Source organism: Citrobacter sp. JUb117, assembly GCF_024809055.1.
Classification (GTDB): domain Bacteria; phylum Pseudomonadota; class Gammaproteobacteria; order Enterobacterales; family Enterobacteriaceae; genus Citrobacter; species Citrobacter gillenii.
On record NZ_JANUFB010000001.1, the window covers coordinates 325,309 to 342,649 of the forward strand.

A 17,341-nucleotide genomic window follows, 5' to 3' on the forward strand; every position below is an offset into this window, starting at 1 on the left:
ACGCTGACATGTATATTTCCCCACTTCCTACAGCCGCCGAAATTGATGTTGATAAACTCAGGGATGATATTGCCAATAAACTCTTATTTACCATTGGTAAAGATCCGGCCATTGCCACTAAACGTGAATGGTTAAACGCTACGCTATATGCCGTGCGCGATCGCATGGTTGAACGCTGGCATCGTTCAAACCGGGCGCAATTCTCTCAGGATGCCCGCCAGGTTTATTACCTGTCGATGGAGTTTCTGATTGGGCGTACATTGTCGAATGCGCTGCTGTCTCTGGGGATTTATGACGAAGTGAACAGCGCGCTCGAGGCCATGGGGCTGGATCTGGAAGAGCTGATTGACGAAGAAAACGATCCAGGGCTTGGCAATGGTGGTCTCGGACGTCTGGCGGCCTGTTTCCTTGACTCGCTGGCCACGTTGGGTTTACCGGGATGCGGTTACGGTATCCGTTACAACTACGGTATGTTCAAACAAAATATCGTTAATGGGGTGCAGAAGGAGTCGCTGGACTATTGGCTAGAATACGGAAATCCGTGGGAATTTAAGCGTCATAATACCCACTATAAAGTGCGCTTTGGCGGTCGTGTTCAGCAAGAAGGCAGCAAAGTCCGCTGGATTGAGACCGAGGATATTCTGGCCGTAGCGCATGACCAGATTGTCCCAGGTTATAACACCGACAGCACCAATACATTGCGCTTGTGGAATGTGCAGGTTAATAGTGAAGTTAATTCAGGCAAAGTAAATCTGAATGATGATTTTACCGTTGAAGTGGAAAATAAATACCATTTTGAAAAGATCTCGCGGGTGCTGTACCCGGATGACTCCACCGACGCCGGGCGCGAGCTGCGCCTACGCCAGGCTTATTTTTTGGCCTCAGCGACCATTCAGGACATATTGAGCCGGCATTATCAACTGCACAAAACTTATCATAATCTGGCTGATAAAATCGCGATTCACCTTAATGATACCCACCCGGTTCTGGCGATCCCGGAATTGATGCGTCTGTTAATCGATAATCATCAATTTGCATGGGATGATGCGTTTGACGTGACTTGTCAGATTTTCTCCTATACCAACCACACCTTGATGAGTGAAGCGCTGGAAACATGGCCGGTAGAGATGCTGAGCCGGATCCTGCCGCGCCATTTGCAAATTATTTTTGAAATTAACGATCGCTTCCTGAAATCCGTGGCGGATAAATATCATGATGACAGTGAGCTGCTTAAACGGGTCTCGTTAATTGATGAATCGCATGGCCGGGTGGTGCGGATGGCCTGGCTGGCCGTCGTGGTCAGTCATAAAGTGAACGGCGTGTCGGCATTACATTCAAAATTGATGACGGAATCACTGTTTGCTGATTTTGCGCGTATCTTCCCGATGCGGTTTACTAATGTCACGAATGGCGTGACGGCCCGTCGCTGGCTGGCATTGGCGAACCCGCCGCTGGCAAACGTACTGGATGAGAATATCGGTCAGAACTGGCGCACTAACCTGATGCAGCTTGCTGATCTGAAACAGTATATTGATTATCCAAGCGTGAACGATGCGGTGCATCGCGCGAAACACAAAAATAAACAGCGGCTGGCGCACCATATTGCCACCCAGTACGGGGTGGTGGTGGATCCTGCGGCCCTGTTTGATGTACAGGTGAAGCGTATTCACGAGTACAAGCGTCAATTATTGAACGTGCTCCACGTGATTACACGCTACAACCGTATTAAAGCTGCACCGGAGGAAAACTGGGTTCCTCGTGTGAATATCTTTGCCGGTAAGGCTGCTTCGTCGTACCACATGGCGAAACAGATTATTCGCTTAATAAATGACGTGGCACAGCGGGTGAATAACGATCCACAAATCGGCGGCAAGCTGAAGGTGGTGTTTATCCCGGATTACAGCGTCAGCCTGGCGCAGCTAATTATTCCGGCGGCGGACCTTTCCGAGCAAATTTCACTGGCAGGGACCGAGGCTTCCGGTACCAGCAATATGAAGTTTGGCTTAAATGGTGCGTTGACCATTGGCACGCTGGACGGGGCGAATATTGAAATGCAGGAATATGTCGGCGAAGATAACATCTTTATCTTTGGTAATAAGGCGCCGGAAGTCGACGCCTTACGACGTGACGGCTATAACCCAAGAACGATTTTTGAGAATGATGCCGAACTGCATCAGGCACTGACGCAAATTGGCACCGGCCTGTTTAGTCCACAGGATCCTGGGCGGTATCGTAACATCCTCGATTCATTGATCAACTTTGGTGACCATTATCAGGTGTTAGCGGATTATCGCCGCTATGTTGATTGCCAGGACTCTGTGGATGAGTTGTATCGTACTCCCCGTGAGTGGACGACGAAATCGCTGCATAATATTGCCAATATGGGGTACTTCTCGTCGGACAGAACGGTACAGGAATACGCCAATAATATTTGGCGTATTACCCGGATCCATGTCTAACCCTTAATCACAACGGGTGTTCTCCCTGGTTTTCAGAACAGGGAGGATGCTTGTAAATCGGCGAGAATTGGCGCCAGGAGCTTATGGGTATTGGTTTCTTTGCGCGATGAGGCAAAAATACTGAATTGCGGTAACGGGAACGGCGTATTGATTTTTTTCAGGCCATAAAGTGGCGCATGCGTGGCGAAGACTTTTTCCGGGATCACCCCTAAACATTGGGTATTCGCGACAATCGTGAGTATCGCGGTAAAAGAAGAGGTTAGCAGGCAGCGATCCCCGGTTCTGAATTTTTTATCCACGATGCTGCGGTGATAAATTATTTTCTCGTTTTTAGTGTTGTAACCCACCAGATTGGCACTTCTGAACATTTCCTCACTGATCGAATGACCATACAACGTATTATTTTGTGACGCTGCCAGTACCAGCCGCATATCACATATTTTGTGACAGGAAATACTGCCTGATTCCACGGAAAAGGTAGAAAAAACAACATCAGCCTGCCGCATCGTGAGCAGTTCGATAATACTCTGCTCATTTAAATCAGCGGTAAGATGCAGGAGACTGATATCCGCGTTATTGCTGATTATTTTTTCCGTAACGTCGGGAATAACGATCGGTGAAATAAACGATTCCGTATACAGCGTGAGCCTTTTTCTGGATGCCGGGGAAGTATGTGGCATTAGCAGCGACAGTTTATCAATAATCGGGATTGCATTGTCGTAAAGCTCGTCGGAATAGACGGTTGGTAATAACGCATTGCCGCTGCGGACAAAAAGATTATCTCCCATCAGTTCGCGCAGTTTTTTTAACGACTGACTGACAGCCGAGGGAGAAATATTCAGCATATCGGCGACGCGGGTAATGCTCCCTACGCTATAAATTAAACAGAAAATGGTGAGCAGATTCAGGTCTATCTTTGATAGCGTGCGTATCTTCTCGGCATCATTTGCTTTTGACATAGACCCCTCATCATCCGTGTCGCGACAGTAACCCCATCAGGTATAGCAAAAAATTATCGCTACGTCAGAAACAGACGGTTTCTCTGTGCGTTGTAACATTGTAAATAATGTTAATCAATTAGGGTTTATTGACGTGGAGCATCAATTTGTTCAAAAAACGACCATACTATTAAGTTGCACCATGGTTGGAAAGAGGAGGAACAAAGTATGGTCGTTGACAGACTGAGAACCGATCTTCTCAACAAGTTGATAAACGCCCGTATCGATCTCGCCGCTTATCTGTTGTTGAGGAAAGCGAAAGGCTATATGTCAGTGAGTGAGAGCGATCGTCTGCGTGATAATTTTTTTGCACTGAATCGCGAACTGCATGATGACCAATCACAGCTCCACGGTATGCATCTTGACCAGGAAGAGTGGAATGCCCTGCGCCGTGCTGAAGGCGCGTTAGCCGCCGCGGCTGTTTGTCTGATGAGCGGACATCACGATTGTCCGACCTTTATCGCCGTTAACGCAGAGAAACTGGAAAACTGCCTGACAACGCTGACGCTGAGTATCCAGTGTTTGCAAATGTACTCAACGCTGGAACATGTCTGAATCCGGGGGAGGGCGCTCCCCCTTTTCGTTAAGATTGTGTAAAAGTTGCGGGAAATTGCCCCTTGCTGGCTACGCTTTATGCAGAGCCATTAAGGAGGTGTTATGCGGCGACTCTTTCTCTGTGCGGCCCCACTGTTACTGTTTGCCCCTCACGCCAGTGCCGAACCGTCTGCGCTGAAGGTTGAGGTGCTGCAAACCAAACTTGATCACCCCTGGTCCTTGGCCTTTTTACCTGACAACCGCGGCATATTACTCACGCTGCGGGGTGGACAGTTGCGACTATGGCAGGCGGGGGAAGGACTTTCCGATCCGCTAACCGGGGTACCAAAGGTTTGGGCGCACGGTCAGGGGGGGTTACTCGATGTGGTGCTCGCCCCGGATTTTGAACGTTCCCGGCGGGTTTGGCTCAGCTTTGCTGAAGCCGACCATGAGGGTAAGGCCGGTACGGCAGTCGGTTATGGACGACTGAGCGACGATCTCAAACATCTGCAGGCGTTCCAGACGGTTTTTCGCCAGATGCCAAAACTTTCAACCGGCAACCATTTTGGTGGCCGCATGGTGTTTGACGGTAAAGGCCACCTGTTTATTGGTCTGGGTGAAAATAACCAGCGCGCTACCGCTCAGGATCTGGACAAGCTGCAGGGTAAGGTGGTGCGACTGACCGATGAGGGCAGCATTCCGCCGGATAATCCATTTGTGAACCAGGCCGGTGCTCGACCTGAGATTTGGTCCTATGGCATCCGTAATCCACAGGGGATGGCGATGAATCCCTGGAGTGACACGCTGTGGCTCAACGAACATGGCCCGCGCGGTGGCGACGAAATTAATATCCCCGAGAAAGGCAAAAACTACGGCTGGCCGTTAGCGACCTGGGGGATGAACTACAGCGGTTTAAAAATACCTGAGGCTAAAGGTGGAATTGTTGAGGGTACGGAACAGCCTGTTTTCTACTGGGAAAAGTCGCCGGCGGTCAGCGGGATGGCTTTTTACAATAGCGATACCTTTGCGCAGTGGCGGCAGAAGGTGTTTATTGGCGCGTTAAAAGACCAGGATGTGATCGTTTTAAGCGTTAACGGGAATCAGGTTACTGAGGACGGGCGTATTTTACGCGAAAGAGGACAGCGGATCCGCGATGTGCGTGTCGGACCAGACGGTTATTTGTATGTGTTAACCGACGAGTCCGACGGGCAACTACTGAAGGTGAGCCCCCGGTAGCCGCAGCGCTGCAGCATCAGCTGACCGGGATCATCACCGCTTTTTGGAACGCTGGACGTTCGGTAAGCTGCTGGTACCAACGCTCAAGGTGAGGACGTTCGGTCCAGCTCAGGCCAACGTTAAACAGGTTGTAGATAAACGGGGCGATGGCGATATCGCCGGTACCAAACTCGTCCCCGGAGAACCACTGTTGGTCGGCCAGCGCGTTGTCGAGCATGGCAAACAGGTTGTCGCAAACCTTCGCGCCTGCGTCAATGGCCGCCTGGTCGCGTTGTTCTGCCGGTGTTCTGACCAGACCAAATAAGATGACCCGATGAGCAGGGCTTAGCGTCTGGTTAGCCCAGTCCATCCATTTTTCGCCTTCTGCACGTTTTGCCGGGGCATCGATCCACAGCCGTTTTTGCCCGTATTGGGCGGCCAGATAGCGGACGATGGTATTGGATTCCCACAGTAAAACGTCGGTTTCATCATCGCGTAGCAGGGGGACCAGACCGTTTGGATTCATCGCCAGGTAGTCAGCATCTCGGTTGATACCGTGCTGCCCGCCCGCCAGTATTTGGTTATACGGCAGTTCCAGTTCTTCGAGCGTCCACAACACTTTTTTCACGTTGGTCGAGTTATTGCGACCCCACAGTGTAATCATAGTAACCCCGCGTAATCATTGAGCAGCTTGATGGCTGCATTCGGTATTAAACCCGTTACATGGTGGGGTAAACCTAATATTTACGCAACAACACGTAAAAAAATCGTGATGAAAGCGGCGCAGCGCAGTGTTATTGCATAAACTTTAAAAACTTTACCAACTTACGGTTTCTTTAAGCTCGTTAGTGCGTTATTACTCACCGCACTTATTTTACACGTCATCCATCAGGCCGCTTCTGCGCGGGTTTGGCCGATGCAGTTTGTGTAAACATGGTGTGTTATGACGTGGTTTTTTGGAATGGATACTCGGGTGGCATTTATGACGCAATACTTCTCTTCCCTTCGCAGTTTCGCCGCAGGTTCAGCGCTGTTATTCCTTTTGGCACCGACCGCACAGGCGGTAGAGCAACCCACCGCGCCGCCGAGCGTGGATGCGCGCGCGTGGATCTTAATGGATTACGCCAGCGGCAAGGTGCTGGCGGAGGGCAATGCTGATGAGAAATTGGATCCAGCCAGTCTGACCAAGATCATGACCAGCTATGTGGTTGGCCAGGCGCTGAAGGCCGGGAAAATTAACCTGAACGACATGGTTACCGTAGGAAAAGATGCCTGGGCGACGGGCAACCCGGCTCTGCGTGGGTCTTCAGTGATGTTCCTGAAACCCGGCGATCAGGTAGCGGTCTCCGATCTGAACAAAGGCATTATTATTCAGTCGGGTAATGATGCATGTATCGCGCTGGCAGATTACGTGGCTGGCAGCCAGGAATCCTTTATTGGTTTGATGAACGGCTATGCGCAAAAGCTGGGACTGACGAATACCACCTTCCAGACGGTGCATGGTTTGGATGCGCCGGGGCAGTTCAGTACCGCGCGCGACATGGCCTTGCTCGGTAAAGCACTCATCCACGATGTGCCGGAAGAGTACGCCATTCATAAAGAAAAAGAGTTTACCTTTAATAAAATTCGCCAACCGAACCGCAACCGCCTGCTGTGGAGCACCAACCTGAACGTGGACGGGATGAAAACGGGCACCACGACGGGCGCGGGTTATAACCTGGTGGCTTCCGCCACCCAGGGCGATATGCGCCTGATCTCGGTAGTGCTGGGAGCGAAAACCGACCGTATTCGATTCAATGAGTCAGAGAAGCTGCTGACGTGGGGCTTCCGCTTCTTTGAAACGGTCACGCCGATTAAACCGGATGCCACCTTTGTGACCCAGCGCGTCTGGTTCGGCGATAAGAGTGAAGTTAACCTGGGCGCAGGCGAAGCCGGTTCGGTGACTATTCCGCGCGGTCAGCTTAAAAATCTGAAAGCCAGCTTTACACTGACCGAACCGCAATTAACCGCGCCACTGAAGAAAGGCCAGGTTGTCGGGACGATCGACTTCCAGCTGAACGGGAAATCCATTGAACAGCGTCCGCTGATGGTGATGGAGGCCGTTGAAGAGGGCGGTTTCTTTAGCCGGATGTGGGACTTTGTGATGATGAAATTCCACCAGTGGTTTGGTGGCTGGTTCTCTTAATCACCGTTATTGCCGGACAGCGTTTGTGCGTCCGGCAATGTCATTTCAGTACACCAGTTTAATGTGCTGCGCTTTTGCGTAATCAACAAACTCATCGTCAGGACGGGTATCGCTAATGATGCTATCAAAGCGTTTCAGATTACCCATCCGAGCGGGACGCACCTTACCAAACTTGCTGTGATCCACCACCAGTACATGATACTGCGCCATCGACATCGCCCAATGCTTCACCGGTAGTTCTTCCAGGTTAAAACAGGTTGCACCTTTGTCAATGTGTACGCCAGCCGCAGAATAAAACGCGATATCCGGGCACAGGTTGTTCAGCGTTTCCTGGAAATCGAGTGGTTTGAAAATAGCGTTGCTGGCGTGGAATTCACCGCCACATAGGATGACGCGACACAGCGGTTTTTCCTGGAGTACCAGAAAGGTATTCAGCGAGTAGCAAATCGCGGTGAAAGGCAGATCGTTATCAATAGCTTCAATGATCCACGGCGTGGTGGTGCCGCAGTCAAAAAAGATCGTCTGATGCGCTTGAACGAGGCTCGCAGCTTGTTGGGCCGCGCGACGTTTCTCATCCACCAGCCGGGACTTTTGGTCGCTGATTAAGTAATGGCTGGCGCTACGGGGTTCCAGAACAATATATCCCCCCAGCAACACGACCGGGGCATCGTTATTATTCAGGTCGCGACGGATGGTCATCTCAGATACGCCAAGTAGCGTCGCGGCTTCTTTAAGGTGTAATTTATCGCTGCGTTTCAGCGCCTGCAGCAATTGACCAATACGCTCGTCGCGTCGTGTTTCCATAGTTCCCCTGGTGAGTAGAATAAGCGTTTCATATCGCGCGCTTAATACTACTCTTTTTACCGTGGATTAGTCACGCACCCAGCCTTTACGGATCGGCAGGGCGAAGCAGGTGCGATAGCAGGCCTGCAACGCGGAATACAGCGAGGTGCCGAACCGTTGCCAGATCATCTGGGCGCTCAGGCAGCCGATTAACGCTGCCAGGAACCCACCCAGCATATCCAGCGGCCAGTGTACGCCGAGGTACACCCGTGACCAGGCGATCGCCACGGCAATCGCCATAAACAGGGCGCCAGACCACAGGCGATGCCAGAATATAAAGGCCAGTGCAAAGGTGAAAATAACGGTGCCGTGATCGCTTGGGAAAGAGTCATCAGGTGCATGGTGCAGGAAGTTGTAGCCGATGTGGTTAACAAACGGGCGATCGTGTGGGAACAGATGTCCTATCAGCCATGAAATGACCAGGCTGACAATTATTGCCAGCGCCATTTTGATCACCAGTTTGCGCTGAGTCGTCACGTGGTCGCGCGGGCCCCAAAGCCACAGGATTACAGCTAACAACGGCACGATGCTGATCAGATCTTTAGCAATAAAGATGGCAAACGCGATCGCCCATTGCGCAGAGTCCGGCGTGGCGTTGATCAGGTAAAATAGCGAGTTGTTCAGATTTTCCAGCATAACATCCAGATTCACGACAGTAGTTAAAAGAGTCCCATCAGGCAGAGCATAAGTTCGCTTTAGCGGGATAAAAAGCGGTGTTGTCTTATTTGTCAGCTAAATGACTATTTTTAAGATAATTAATGACGTCTATAGAGCATGATAACGGGTTCAACTTAAATTAACCTTAAAGCAAAAGAGCATTGTGAAACTGAGTGTAAAAATGTGCGCATTTTGCGGCCAAATCACATAATTCACTATCACCAGTCCGGCGCATTTATTACACTTTGCGCGTTTTTTCATTGGTTAAGAGACTGCATGCACAACCGTTTATCTTCAGGCGCCCGACTGGGGCGTCAGGCATTACTTTTCCCTCTCTGTCTGGTGCTTTACGAATTCTCTACGTATATCGGCAACGATATGATCCAGCCCGGTATGCTGGCGGTGGTGGAGCAATATCAGGCCGGATTAGACTGGGTTCCCACCTCCATGACCGCTTACCTGGCAGGCGGCATGTTTTTGCAGTGGTTATTAGGACCGCTGTCGGATCGTATTGGTCGTCGGCCGGTGATGTTAACCGGTGTGGTGTGGTTCATTGTTACCTGCCTTGCGACGCTGTTTGCGCAGAACATTGAACAATTCACTTTCCTGCGCTTTTTGCAGGGCATTAGCCTGTGCTTTATTGGCGCGGTGGGCTATGCCGCGATTCAGGAATCCTTTGAAGAGGCGGTATGCATTAAAATTACCGCCCTGATGGCGAACGTGGCGCTGATTGCCCCGTTGCTGGGCCCGCTGGTCGGCGCTGCCTGGGTGCACGTGCTGCCGTGGGAAGGGATGTTTGTACTGTTTGCGGTACTGGCCGCCATCGCCTTTGTTGGCCTGCAGCGCGCGATGCCTGAAACCGCGACCCGACTCGGTGAAACGCTGTCGATTAAAGAGCTGGGCAAAGACTACAAGCTGGTGCTGAAGAACGTGCGTTTTGTCGCCGGTGCCCTGGCGTTGGGCTTTGTCAGTCTGCCGTTGCTGGCGTGGATCGCTCAATCCCCGATTATCATTATTAGCGGTGAACAGCTGAGCAGCTATGAATATGGTCTGCTACAGGTGCCGATTTTTGGTGCGCTGATCGCCGGTAACCTCGTGCTGGCGCGCCTGACCGCACGACGCACGGTACGGTCGCTGATTATTATGGGCGGCTGGCCAATCGCCGTGGGGCTGATTATTGCCGCGGCGGCCACGGTGGTTTCTTCCCATGCCTATTTGTGGATGACGGCAGGGTTGAGTGTTTATGCGTTTGGGATTGGCGTGGCGAATGCCGGGCTGGTACGCCTGACGCTGTTTGCCAGCGACATGAGCAAAGGGACGGTTTCCGCTGCGATGGGCATGCTGCAGATGCTGATTTTTACCGTTGGTATTGAGCTGAGCAAACATGCTTATTTACTCGGCGGTAACGGCCTGTTTAGCCTGTTTAATCTGGCCAGCGGGATACTGTGGCTGGCGCTGATGTTTATTTTCCTGAAAGATAAGCGGGTAGGGGATTCACGGGAAGGATAAAGCCCGGCTATCCGTAATACCGTTCAGTTAACGTCTCGGTATCAGAAAGCATCAACATGTGTTGGCGGCGGGGGGGATGAATATGCTCTCTCAGAGAAAGGGTTCCGTTCACCTCATGTTCATCGTTTCTCCGAGGCACTGATTCCTGTGAACGTGTAAAGGGCGTTCTTCGCCACGCCCTTTACAATCCCGGCAGGAAAATTGTTGCTTCGCAATTCCCTCCGCTTATTCCTCCAGGCTATCGGGCCGGGCGCGAGGTAGCGTCCTTGCAAAACGCGCCCTGAGCCAGCATCCATGCTGGTTCTCCCGGCCTTACGGAAACACGTCGGCAATTTTCAGCCGGACCAGCCCACACCTGACTACCTGCGCTTTTACTTGAATATCTCTGAACAGCAAAACGGATATAGCTGAAAGCCAGAGAGCTGAAGCGACACCCTGGTCCGGCTGAAAATCGATGAGGCGTTGACGGCTGCCCGGGCTTTACGCGAACTTAGTGGTGATCGTCAATCTGATGCTCAATAACCATCCCTTCGCCTACGCTGGCGACATGCCGTGCATAAGGATGTACACGATAAACGGGTGCCGGCGCAGGAGCCGGAGCAACATAAACCGTTTGTGGCGCGGTGGTCATGCTGACCGCCTGCGGCACGCTCACGGAAGAAGGAACCACGACAACTTTATAACCGCTTGGTACATCAACGGTGACGCTTTGTGCCAGCGCAGTTCCCGCAAACCCCAGCAATAATGCCGCCATAAGTACATTCTTCTTCATCATCAGATCACCTGAAAATAGTTACTGGAGATATTTATCCAGCGGGTTAATGTGACGCGGATTATGAAGAGATCATGCCATTCTTTTGTTGCCGTCTGTGCTGAGGTGTTATTGCGTAAACGGTGCGTCGTTTTTTAGCACCCGGTCGATAATATCCAGTACGCCTTCTTCGTTATTCGACCCCGCACGATATTTTGCCGCACGGGCCACGGTATCGTTGGCATTGGCCATCGCAAAACTGAACCCCGCCTGACGCAGCATCTCAATATCATTACCGCCATCACCAAACGCCACGACTTCCTCATCGCGAATATTCCAGCGCTGTTGCAGCAGACGCAGACCATTTGCTTTATGTACGCCAGGGATAATTAAATCGATGCTGCCGTAGCCGGTATGCACTGGAACCATAATGTCGCCAATCGCGTCATGCAGTGCAGACTGAACCTGCGGGATCTGTTTTTCAGAGATATTCAGCCCGAATTTGAAAAATACATCGTTGATGTTGTTGAAATTATCAACAAATTCGAGGCGGTGGTAGTACATGGCGGCGACGGATTTTAGCTCGTCGCTGTAGTGCTTCAGGGTGTAGGCGCTGTTTTTTCCGCAGGCAATAATGTCAATGTCGGTGCGCGTTAGCAGATGATCCACGATAGTCTGAAAATCGTCTTTAGCCAGCTCGCCGTTAAACACATCTTCCCCTTCGCTAACGACCCAGCCGCCGTTTTCCGCCACAAAAGAGATTTCATCGGCCAGCTCGGGGAAAAAAGAGATCAGTTGGTAGTACTGGTTACCGCTGGCGACCACAAAGCGAATCCCCTGAGCTTGCATCTGGCGGTACTGCGCCATAAACCGTTCACGGTTGTAGGTCTTTTGGTCACTTAAAAAGGTGCCGTCCATGTCGACTGCAATTAACTTAATAGCCATTAGCTGTTCTCCGTCACAGGGGTATTTTTAACGTCTGGTTTGGCGACAGCCTTCGCGACGATGGCCGCAACCAGCACCAGCGCCAGCACCACCAACATGGCGCTGCGCAGGCCATAGTGTTCACCCAGATAGCCCAGCAGCGGCGGCCCGACCAGGAAGGCCAGATAGCCGGTGGTTGCCACAACGCTCACGCGGGTTGGTGCATCGGGGCCGGTATCGCTGGCGGCTGAAATAGTCAACGGGAAGCCCAGCGACGCACCGAGTCCCCACAGGATAACGGACACACCTGCGACCCACGAACTGTCGACAAAGATAATCAGGCTAATACCCAGCGCGCCCATTAACGCACTGGCGCGTACGACCGCGACGCGACTGTAGCGATCGATAAACCAGCCGCCGGTAAACCGTCCGACGGTCATGCCCAGCGTAAACCCGGCATAAATCAGGGAGCCTGAGGTCGGGCTAAATCCGTGTCCGTCTACCATCAGGAGCGGAAGCCAGTCATTGGCGGAACCCTCGGCAAATGCCATCGCCAGTACCACGACGCCGATGAGCAGCAGCTGGATATCACGGTAAAAGGGCAGCCCTTTTTCGGCTGAGTGAGAACCGTCAGCGGCATTTTTACCGGTGCCGTCAGGAATCGCTTTGATGGCGATAAATATTGGCGCAATAGCCACCAGTGCCGCCAGCAGAATATGCGCATTGGCGGGAACGCTAAAGGCGGTGAGCACCATCCCGACGCCTGCGCCTGCCAGGGTGCCGAGGCTATAAAAACCATGCATCATCGGCAGCACGGTTTTGTTCATCTCACGCTCAACCGCTGCACCTTCGACGTTAATGGCAACCTCTGCGGCACCAAAGCTGGCACCAAAAACCCCCAGCCCAAACGCAAATAGCCAGGCGGAATGCAGCCATAGCGCCACGCTAAGGATCGCCATACCAACAACCGCACATGACATGGTGGTGCGGATCACTTTCCGCGTGCCAAATCGTTTCACTAGCCAGGCCGAACAAAGAATGCCACTCATCGAACCAATAGAGAGTCCAAATAATACTGCCCCCATTTCAGCGGTAGAAACGGAGAGGATATCTCTGATGGCTGGGGTACGCGTTGCCCAGGAAGCCATTAATAATCCTGGTAAAAAGAAAAACATAAACAGCGCCCAGGTTCGGCGTCTTAAGGCTTTGCGTGATGAGATGCCAGTCATGAATTCGAGCCAAAGAAATGAGGAAAGGAGACAACATTAGCAAGGTTGTGTACATTTGTACACAAATGCAAGAAGAGGAAATGCGGTGCGACGCGCGAACGATCCACAACGGCGGGAAAAAATAGTTCAGGCTACGCTGGACGCAGTAATAACTTATGGTATTCATGCAGTTACGCATCGTAAGATTGCAACGATTGCGCAGGTGCCGTTGGGTTCAATGACCTATTATTTTTCGGGAATCGATGAGCTTCTGATGGAGGCATTCGGTCATTTTACCGAAACTATGTCGCGGCAATATCAGGCATTTTTTATGGACGTGATGGATGCGCCACAGGCCTGTCATGCCATTACTGAGATGATTTACAGTTCGCAGGTCACCACGCCGGATAACATGGAGATTATGTACCAGTTGTACGCGTTCGCCAGCCGTAAACCGGCTTTGAAAACGGTGATGCAAAACTGGATGCAACGCAGTCAACAAACCTTAGAGCAGTGGTTTGACCCCGCTATGGCCCGTGCGCTGGATGCCTTTATTGAAGGCATGACGCTGCATTTTGTGACCGATAAAAAACCGCTGCAGCGAGACGATATCCTGGTGATGGTTGAGCGCATCGCCGGGCTGTCGTAGTACTGACACAGCTTATCAACTGACGGTTGCGCCCCCGGTGACATTTACTACCGTCGCGGTCATCGCACTGGCGTGGTTTGATGCCAGAAACGTTGTGACCTCGGCGATTTGTGCCAGCGTTGGCAGACGCTTAAGCATCGTACTTTGTGCGGCTCCAACAAGCCATTGCTCGACGGTTAACCCCATTGACTGCGCTTTTGCGGCGAATATTTCCCCGGTATAAGACCCTGCTTGCACTGCATCAACAATGGCATGCGATCGCACGCCAAGGACGCGAATATTCTGTGGGCCAAGCTCACTGGCGAGCGCTTTAATAAATGCCTCGATTCCCGCGCAGCCAACGATGTGGCCCAGATGCCCCTGCATCGCCATGGACGCCGCTGGGGCAACAACGGTGATAATCGTTCCTGCTCGCTCACCGCCCATATGTGGCGAGACAGCTTTAGAGATCGTGACTTGTGCGGTGAGAAAAGGGATGATGCCGCGCATAAACTCCGCAAGGGATAATGCGTCAATATGTTTACCCTGATCGTGCATAAAGCCGGTGGCGTTGACCACCACGTCAATCCCCCCGGTGTTCTGAACAAGGTGCATAACCTGCTCAGCTGTCGACTGCTCGTCGAGCACATCGATGATAAAGGTGTCGGCCGAGCCACCCGACGCGCGAATGTGGCTCGCTGCCTGATCGAGATTTTGCTGGCTACGTGCACCCAGGAACACATGTGCCCCTTCGCGTGCCATCACCTGCGCAACCGCACACCCTATTGCACCGCTGCCCCCGAAAATCACCGCGACTTTGCCTGCAAGTAACATTGCGCACCCCATCACCAAAAGCACCGTGTAAAAGTATGTGCCATAACCGGCATGATGCAAATTGGTCGAAGGGATAGGAAGGGAGACAAATTTCAGGCAACAAAAAACCCATCAACCTTGAACCAAAACGGCGGGGTTGATGGGCTCCACAAATTGGGGACATCAAAGAAAAGCAGTGGCAATAGTTATGACTGACACCTTGAAGAAAAGTTCTGCTTATCTGCAAAAAAATTTCATAAAAGGGTAAATTTTAACCGAGGCCAGGCCAGACGATGACGATCAGTGTCCCCGCCAACGTCAGTAAGACGTTGGCAATAGCATAGGTGCCTGCATAACCTAAAGCAGGGATGTTGCTGCGCGCGGTGTCGCTGATGATTTCCATCGCCGGTGCACAGGTTCGTGCGCCCATCATGGCGCCAAACAGCAGGGCGCGGTTCATGCGCAATACGTAAGCGCCGAACAGGAAACAGATAACCACCGGCACCAGGCTGACAATCAGGCCCGCTACCAGCATTTGTCCGCCGACTGCACCGAGGCCGTTGCCAATACCGCTGCCTGCGCTTAAGCCGACGCCCGCCATAAAGACCATCAGGCCAAACTCTTTCACCATGTTCAGCGCACCCTGTGGGATGTAGCCAAACGTCGGGTGGTTGGCGCGCAGGAAGCCAAGCATAATACCGGCAAACAGCAGGCCAGCTGCGTTTCCGATGCCAAAGCTGAAATTACTGAACTGGAAGGTGATCATCCCAATCATCAGGCCGATGATAAAGAAGGCGCAGAAGGCCAGCAAGTCGGTGACCTGGCTGTGAATTGAAATAAAGCCGATACGGTCTGCAATGGTTTTTACGCGGCGGGCATCGCCGCTGACCTGCAACACATCACCTTTATTGAGCACGACGTTGTCATCAATCGGCATTTCAATCTGGCTACGGATCACGCGGTTAAGGAAGCAGCCGTGATCGGTCAGTTTTAACTGCGCCAGACGACGACCGACGGCATTGTGGTTTTTCACCACAATCTCTTCGGTGACGATGCGCATATCGAGCAGGTCGCGATCGAACACTTCTTTGCCGTTACGGAAGCTAGGGTCGAGGCGGGCATGTGCATCCGGGTAGCCCACTAAGGCAATTTCATCGCCCATCTGCAATACAGCGTCGCCGTCCGGGTTAGCCAGAATGCCGTTGCGACGGATACGCTCGATATAACAACCGGTCTGGCGATAGATACCCAGCTCACGCAGATTTTTACCATCAGCCCAGGCAACCAGTTCCGGACCGACACGATAGGCGCGGATCACGGGCAGATAGACCTTACGGTTGGCGTCGGTGTCGAGGCCACGTTCACGGGCGATTTGTTGGGCGCTGGTTTGCAAATCCTGATGCTGCAGTTTTGGCAGGTAGCGTGCGCCGACAATCAGGCTGACCAGTCCGATCAGATAAGTCAGTGCGTAACCGAGGCTCAGGTTATCAAGAGCCGTTGACAGCTGTGTTCCTGTCATCCCTGAATGGCGCAATGTGTCACCCGCGCCGACCAGCACCGGCGTGGAGGTCATTGAACCTGCCAGCATGCCAGCTGTCAGGCCGATGTCCCAGCCAAATAGCCTACCCAGTCCCAGGGCGATCAGCATTGCGCTGCCGACCATGACCAGAGCAAGCATTAGGTAATTTTTCCCATCGCGAAAAAAAATCGAAAAAAAGTTGGGACCAGCTTCGACGCCGACGCAAAAAATAAACAGCATAAAGCCGAGATTTAAAGCATCAGTGTTAATACTAAAGTGCTGCTGGCCTAATAATAGGGAGACTACTAAAACGCCAATGGAATTACCGAGTTGGACTGTACCCAGGCGTAATTTCCCCAGACACAGCCCCAGCGCCAGGACCACAAATAATAACAGGATGTAATTCCCATTTAACAAATCTGCGACGTTTATATTCACGGAGACTAACTTCTTGTTTACTAGTAAGCTATTGAAAGAAATGGCAATTTACGCTAATGTTTTTGCCAGAAATTAAGGGGCGACAGCATCGTACACAGCCCCAAATAAAGCAGCATGACGATATATGCGGCTAGTTTAATCTCATTACGTTTCAACGGCTATAAGAATCGTGTGAGTGCGTTTTTGGCATGGAATGCCGAACGACTTTATCTGACTGGACGCCTTTGGGCGAAAAGAGTGTTCGATAGAGAGTGTCAGGAGGAACGATTGAAACATAGGCAAGGTTGGGCGGGTGCGATCTGCTGCTTTGTGCTTTTTATTGTGGTGTGTCTTTCATTGACGCTGAACGTGAAAGGAGCATTTAAGGCGGCTGGGCATCCTGAGGTTGGGTTGTTGTTTTTTATATTGCCAGGAGCAGCGGCCAGCTTTTTTTCCCATCGTCGTGAGGTGCTTAGACCTCTTCTCGGTGCAATGCTGGCGGCACCGTGTTGTTTGTTATTGATGCGATTTGTGTTTATGCCTACACGTTCGCTGTGGCAAGAGCTTGCATGGTTGTTTAGTGCGGTGTTTTGGTGCGCGCTTGGCGCATTGTGTTTTCTGTTTATCAGTAGCCTATTTAATCAGCATCAGCAGCGGAAAAAACACTGATTACGCCCTCCA

The 17,341-nt window shown here is 51.8% G+C and carries 16 protein-coding genes; 7 read left to right on the forward strand and 9 right to left on the reverse strand.

The window, feature by feature from the left end:
* The first annotated feature begins 8 nt into the window (after window positions 1-8).
* Window positions 9-2,459, forward strand: coding sequence for a glycogen phosphorylase (glgP, locus tag M2374_RS01545; RefSeq protein ID WP_181688334.1), 2,451 nt, complete (start codon window positions 9-11; stop codon window positions 2,457-2,459).
* A gap of 32 nt (window positions 2,460-2,491) precedes the next feature.
* On the opposite strand, the gene M2374_RS01550 is transcribed toward glgP, so the two are convergent.
* The gene (locus M2374_RS01550) at window positions 2,492-3,418 is read right to left on the reverse strand and encodes a LysR family transcriptional regulator (RefSeq protein WP_115258971.1); all 927 of its coding nucleotides are present in this window, start codon (window positions 3,416-3,418) and stop codon (window positions 2,492-2,494) included.
* 207 nt (window positions 3,419-3,625) lie between these two features.
* Here M2374_RS01550 and bssR point away from each other — a divergent pair, with 207 nt between their 5' ends.
* Entirely contained in the window at window positions 3,626-4,012 is a 387-nt protein-coding gene (gene bssR, locus M2374_RS01555; protein ID WP_096757726.1) for a biofilm formation regulator BssR, read from the forward strand.
* A 102-nt stretch (window positions 4,013-4,114) separates the two neighbouring features.
* The gene (locus M2374_RS01560; RefSeq protein ID WP_096757725.1) at window positions 4,115-5,227 is read left to right on the forward strand and encodes a PQQ-dependent sugar dehydrogenase; all 1,113 of its coding nucleotides are present in this window, start codon (window positions 4,115-4,117) and stop codon (window positions 5,225-5,227) included.
* 16 nt (window positions 5,228-5,243) lie between these two features.
* Here the strand turns inward: M2374_RS01560 and M2374_RS01565 are convergent, their stop codons facing one another.
* Window positions 5,244-5,870 (reverse strand): glutathione S-transferase family protein, encoded by a 627-nt coding sequence (locus M2374_RS01565; protein WP_117341693.1) that lies wholly within the window; start codon window positions 5,868-5,870, stop codon window positions 5,244-5,246.
* A 318-nt stretch (window positions 5,871-6,188) separates the two neighbouring features.
* On the opposite strand from M2374_RS01565, the gene dacC reads away from it, so the two are divergent.
* On the forward strand, window positions 6,189-7,391 hold the full coding sequence (gene dacC, locus M2374_RS01570; RefSeq protein ID WP_115259972.1) for a serine-type D-Ala-D-Ala carboxypeptidase: 1,203 nt from the start codon (window positions 6,189-6,191) through the stop codon (window positions 7,389-7,391).
* Window positions 7,392-7,436: 45 nt separating this feature from the next.
* Here dacC and deoR read toward each other — a convergent pair whose 3' ends face one another.
* Together deoR and ybjG are read right to left on the reverse strand one after the other, a co-directional pair.
* Complete coding sequence (deoR, locus tag M2374_RS01575) at window positions 7,437-8,195, reverse strand: DNA-binding transcriptional repressor DeoR (RefSeq protein ID WP_115258969.1); 759 nt, start codon at window positions 8,193-8,195, stop codon at window positions 7,437-7,439.
* Between the two features lie 66 nt (window positions 8,196-8,261).
* A complete protein-coding gene (ybjG, locus tag M2374_RS01580) occupies window positions 8,262-8,870 on the reverse strand; it encodes an undecaprenyl-diphosphate phosphatase (protein ID WP_115258968.1) in 609 nt (202 codons plus the stop codon).
* A 297-nt stretch (window positions 8,871-9,167) separates the two neighbouring features.
* Between ybjG and M2374_RS01585 the strand changes: the two genes are divergently transcribed.
* Window positions 9,168-10,400: an MFS transporter gene (locus M2374_RS01585; protein WP_096757721.1), complete on the forward strand. Its 1,233-nt coding sequence runs from the start codon at window positions 9,168-9,170 to the stop codon at window positions 10,398-10,400.
* 490 nt (window positions 10,401-10,890) lie between these two features.
* Here M2374_RS01585 and M2374_RS01590 read toward each other — a convergent pair whose 3' ends face one another.
* From M2374_RS01590 to M2374_RS01600, 3 genes are all read right to left on the reverse strand, one after another.
* Window positions 10,891-11,172: a hypothetical protein gene (locus M2374_RS01590; protein WP_404979172.1), complete on the reverse strand. Its 282-nt coding sequence runs from the start codon at window positions 11,170-11,172 to the stop codon at window positions 10,891-10,893.
* 108 nt (window positions 11,173-11,280) lie between these two features.
* Window positions 11,281-12,096 carry a Cof-type HAD-IIB family hydrolase gene (locus M2374_RS01595; RefSeq protein WP_135912337.1) on the reverse strand — a complete coding sequence of 272 codons (816 nt, stop codon included), beginning with the start codon at window positions 12,094-12,096 and terminating at the stop codon, window positions 11,281-11,283.
* Window positions 12,096-13,304 carry an MFS transporter gene (locus M2374_RS01600; RefSeq protein ID WP_096757718.1) on the reverse strand — a complete coding sequence of 403 codons (1,209 nt, stop codon included), beginning with the start codon at window positions 13,302-13,304 and terminating at the stop codon, window positions 12,096-12,098. Before M2374_RS01600 ends, M2374_RS01595 begins: the two co-directional genes overlap by 1 nt.
* A gap of 85 nt (window positions 13,305-13,389) precedes the next feature.
* Here M2374_RS01600 and M2374_RS01605 point away from each other — a divergent pair, with 85 nt between their 5' ends.
* On the forward strand, window positions 13,390-13,932 hold the full coding sequence (locus M2374_RS01605) for a TetR/AcrR family transcriptional regulator (protein ID WP_181688333.1): 543 nt from the start codon (window positions 13,390-13,392) through the stop codon (window positions 13,930-13,932).
* 15 nt (window positions 13,933-13,947) lie between these two features.
* On the opposite strand, the gene M2374_RS01610 is transcribed toward M2374_RS01605, so the two are convergent.
* Window positions 13,948-14,745: an SDR family NAD(P)-dependent oxidoreductase gene (locus tag M2374_RS01610; RefSeq protein ID WP_181688332.1), complete on the reverse strand. Its 798-nt coding sequence runs from the start codon at window positions 14,743-14,745 to the stop codon at window positions 13,948-13,950.
* 250 nt (window positions 14,746-14,995) lie between these two features.
* On the reverse strand, window positions 14,996-16,681 hold the full coding sequence (locus M2374_RS01615; protein WP_115258963.1) for an aspartate:alanine antiporter: 1,686 nt from the start codon (window positions 16,679-16,681) through the stop codon (window positions 14,996-14,998).
* A gap of 267 nt (window positions 16,682-16,948) precedes the next feature.
* On the opposite strand from M2374_RS01615, the gene M2374_RS01620 reads away from it, so the two are divergent.
* On the forward strand, window positions 16,949-17,329 hold the full coding sequence (locus tag M2374_RS01620; RefSeq protein ID WP_096759440.1) for an inner membrane protein YbjM: 381 nt from the start codon (window positions 16,949-16,951) through the stop codon (window positions 17,327-17,329).
* Window positions 17,330-17,341 lie beyond the last annotated feature (12 nt).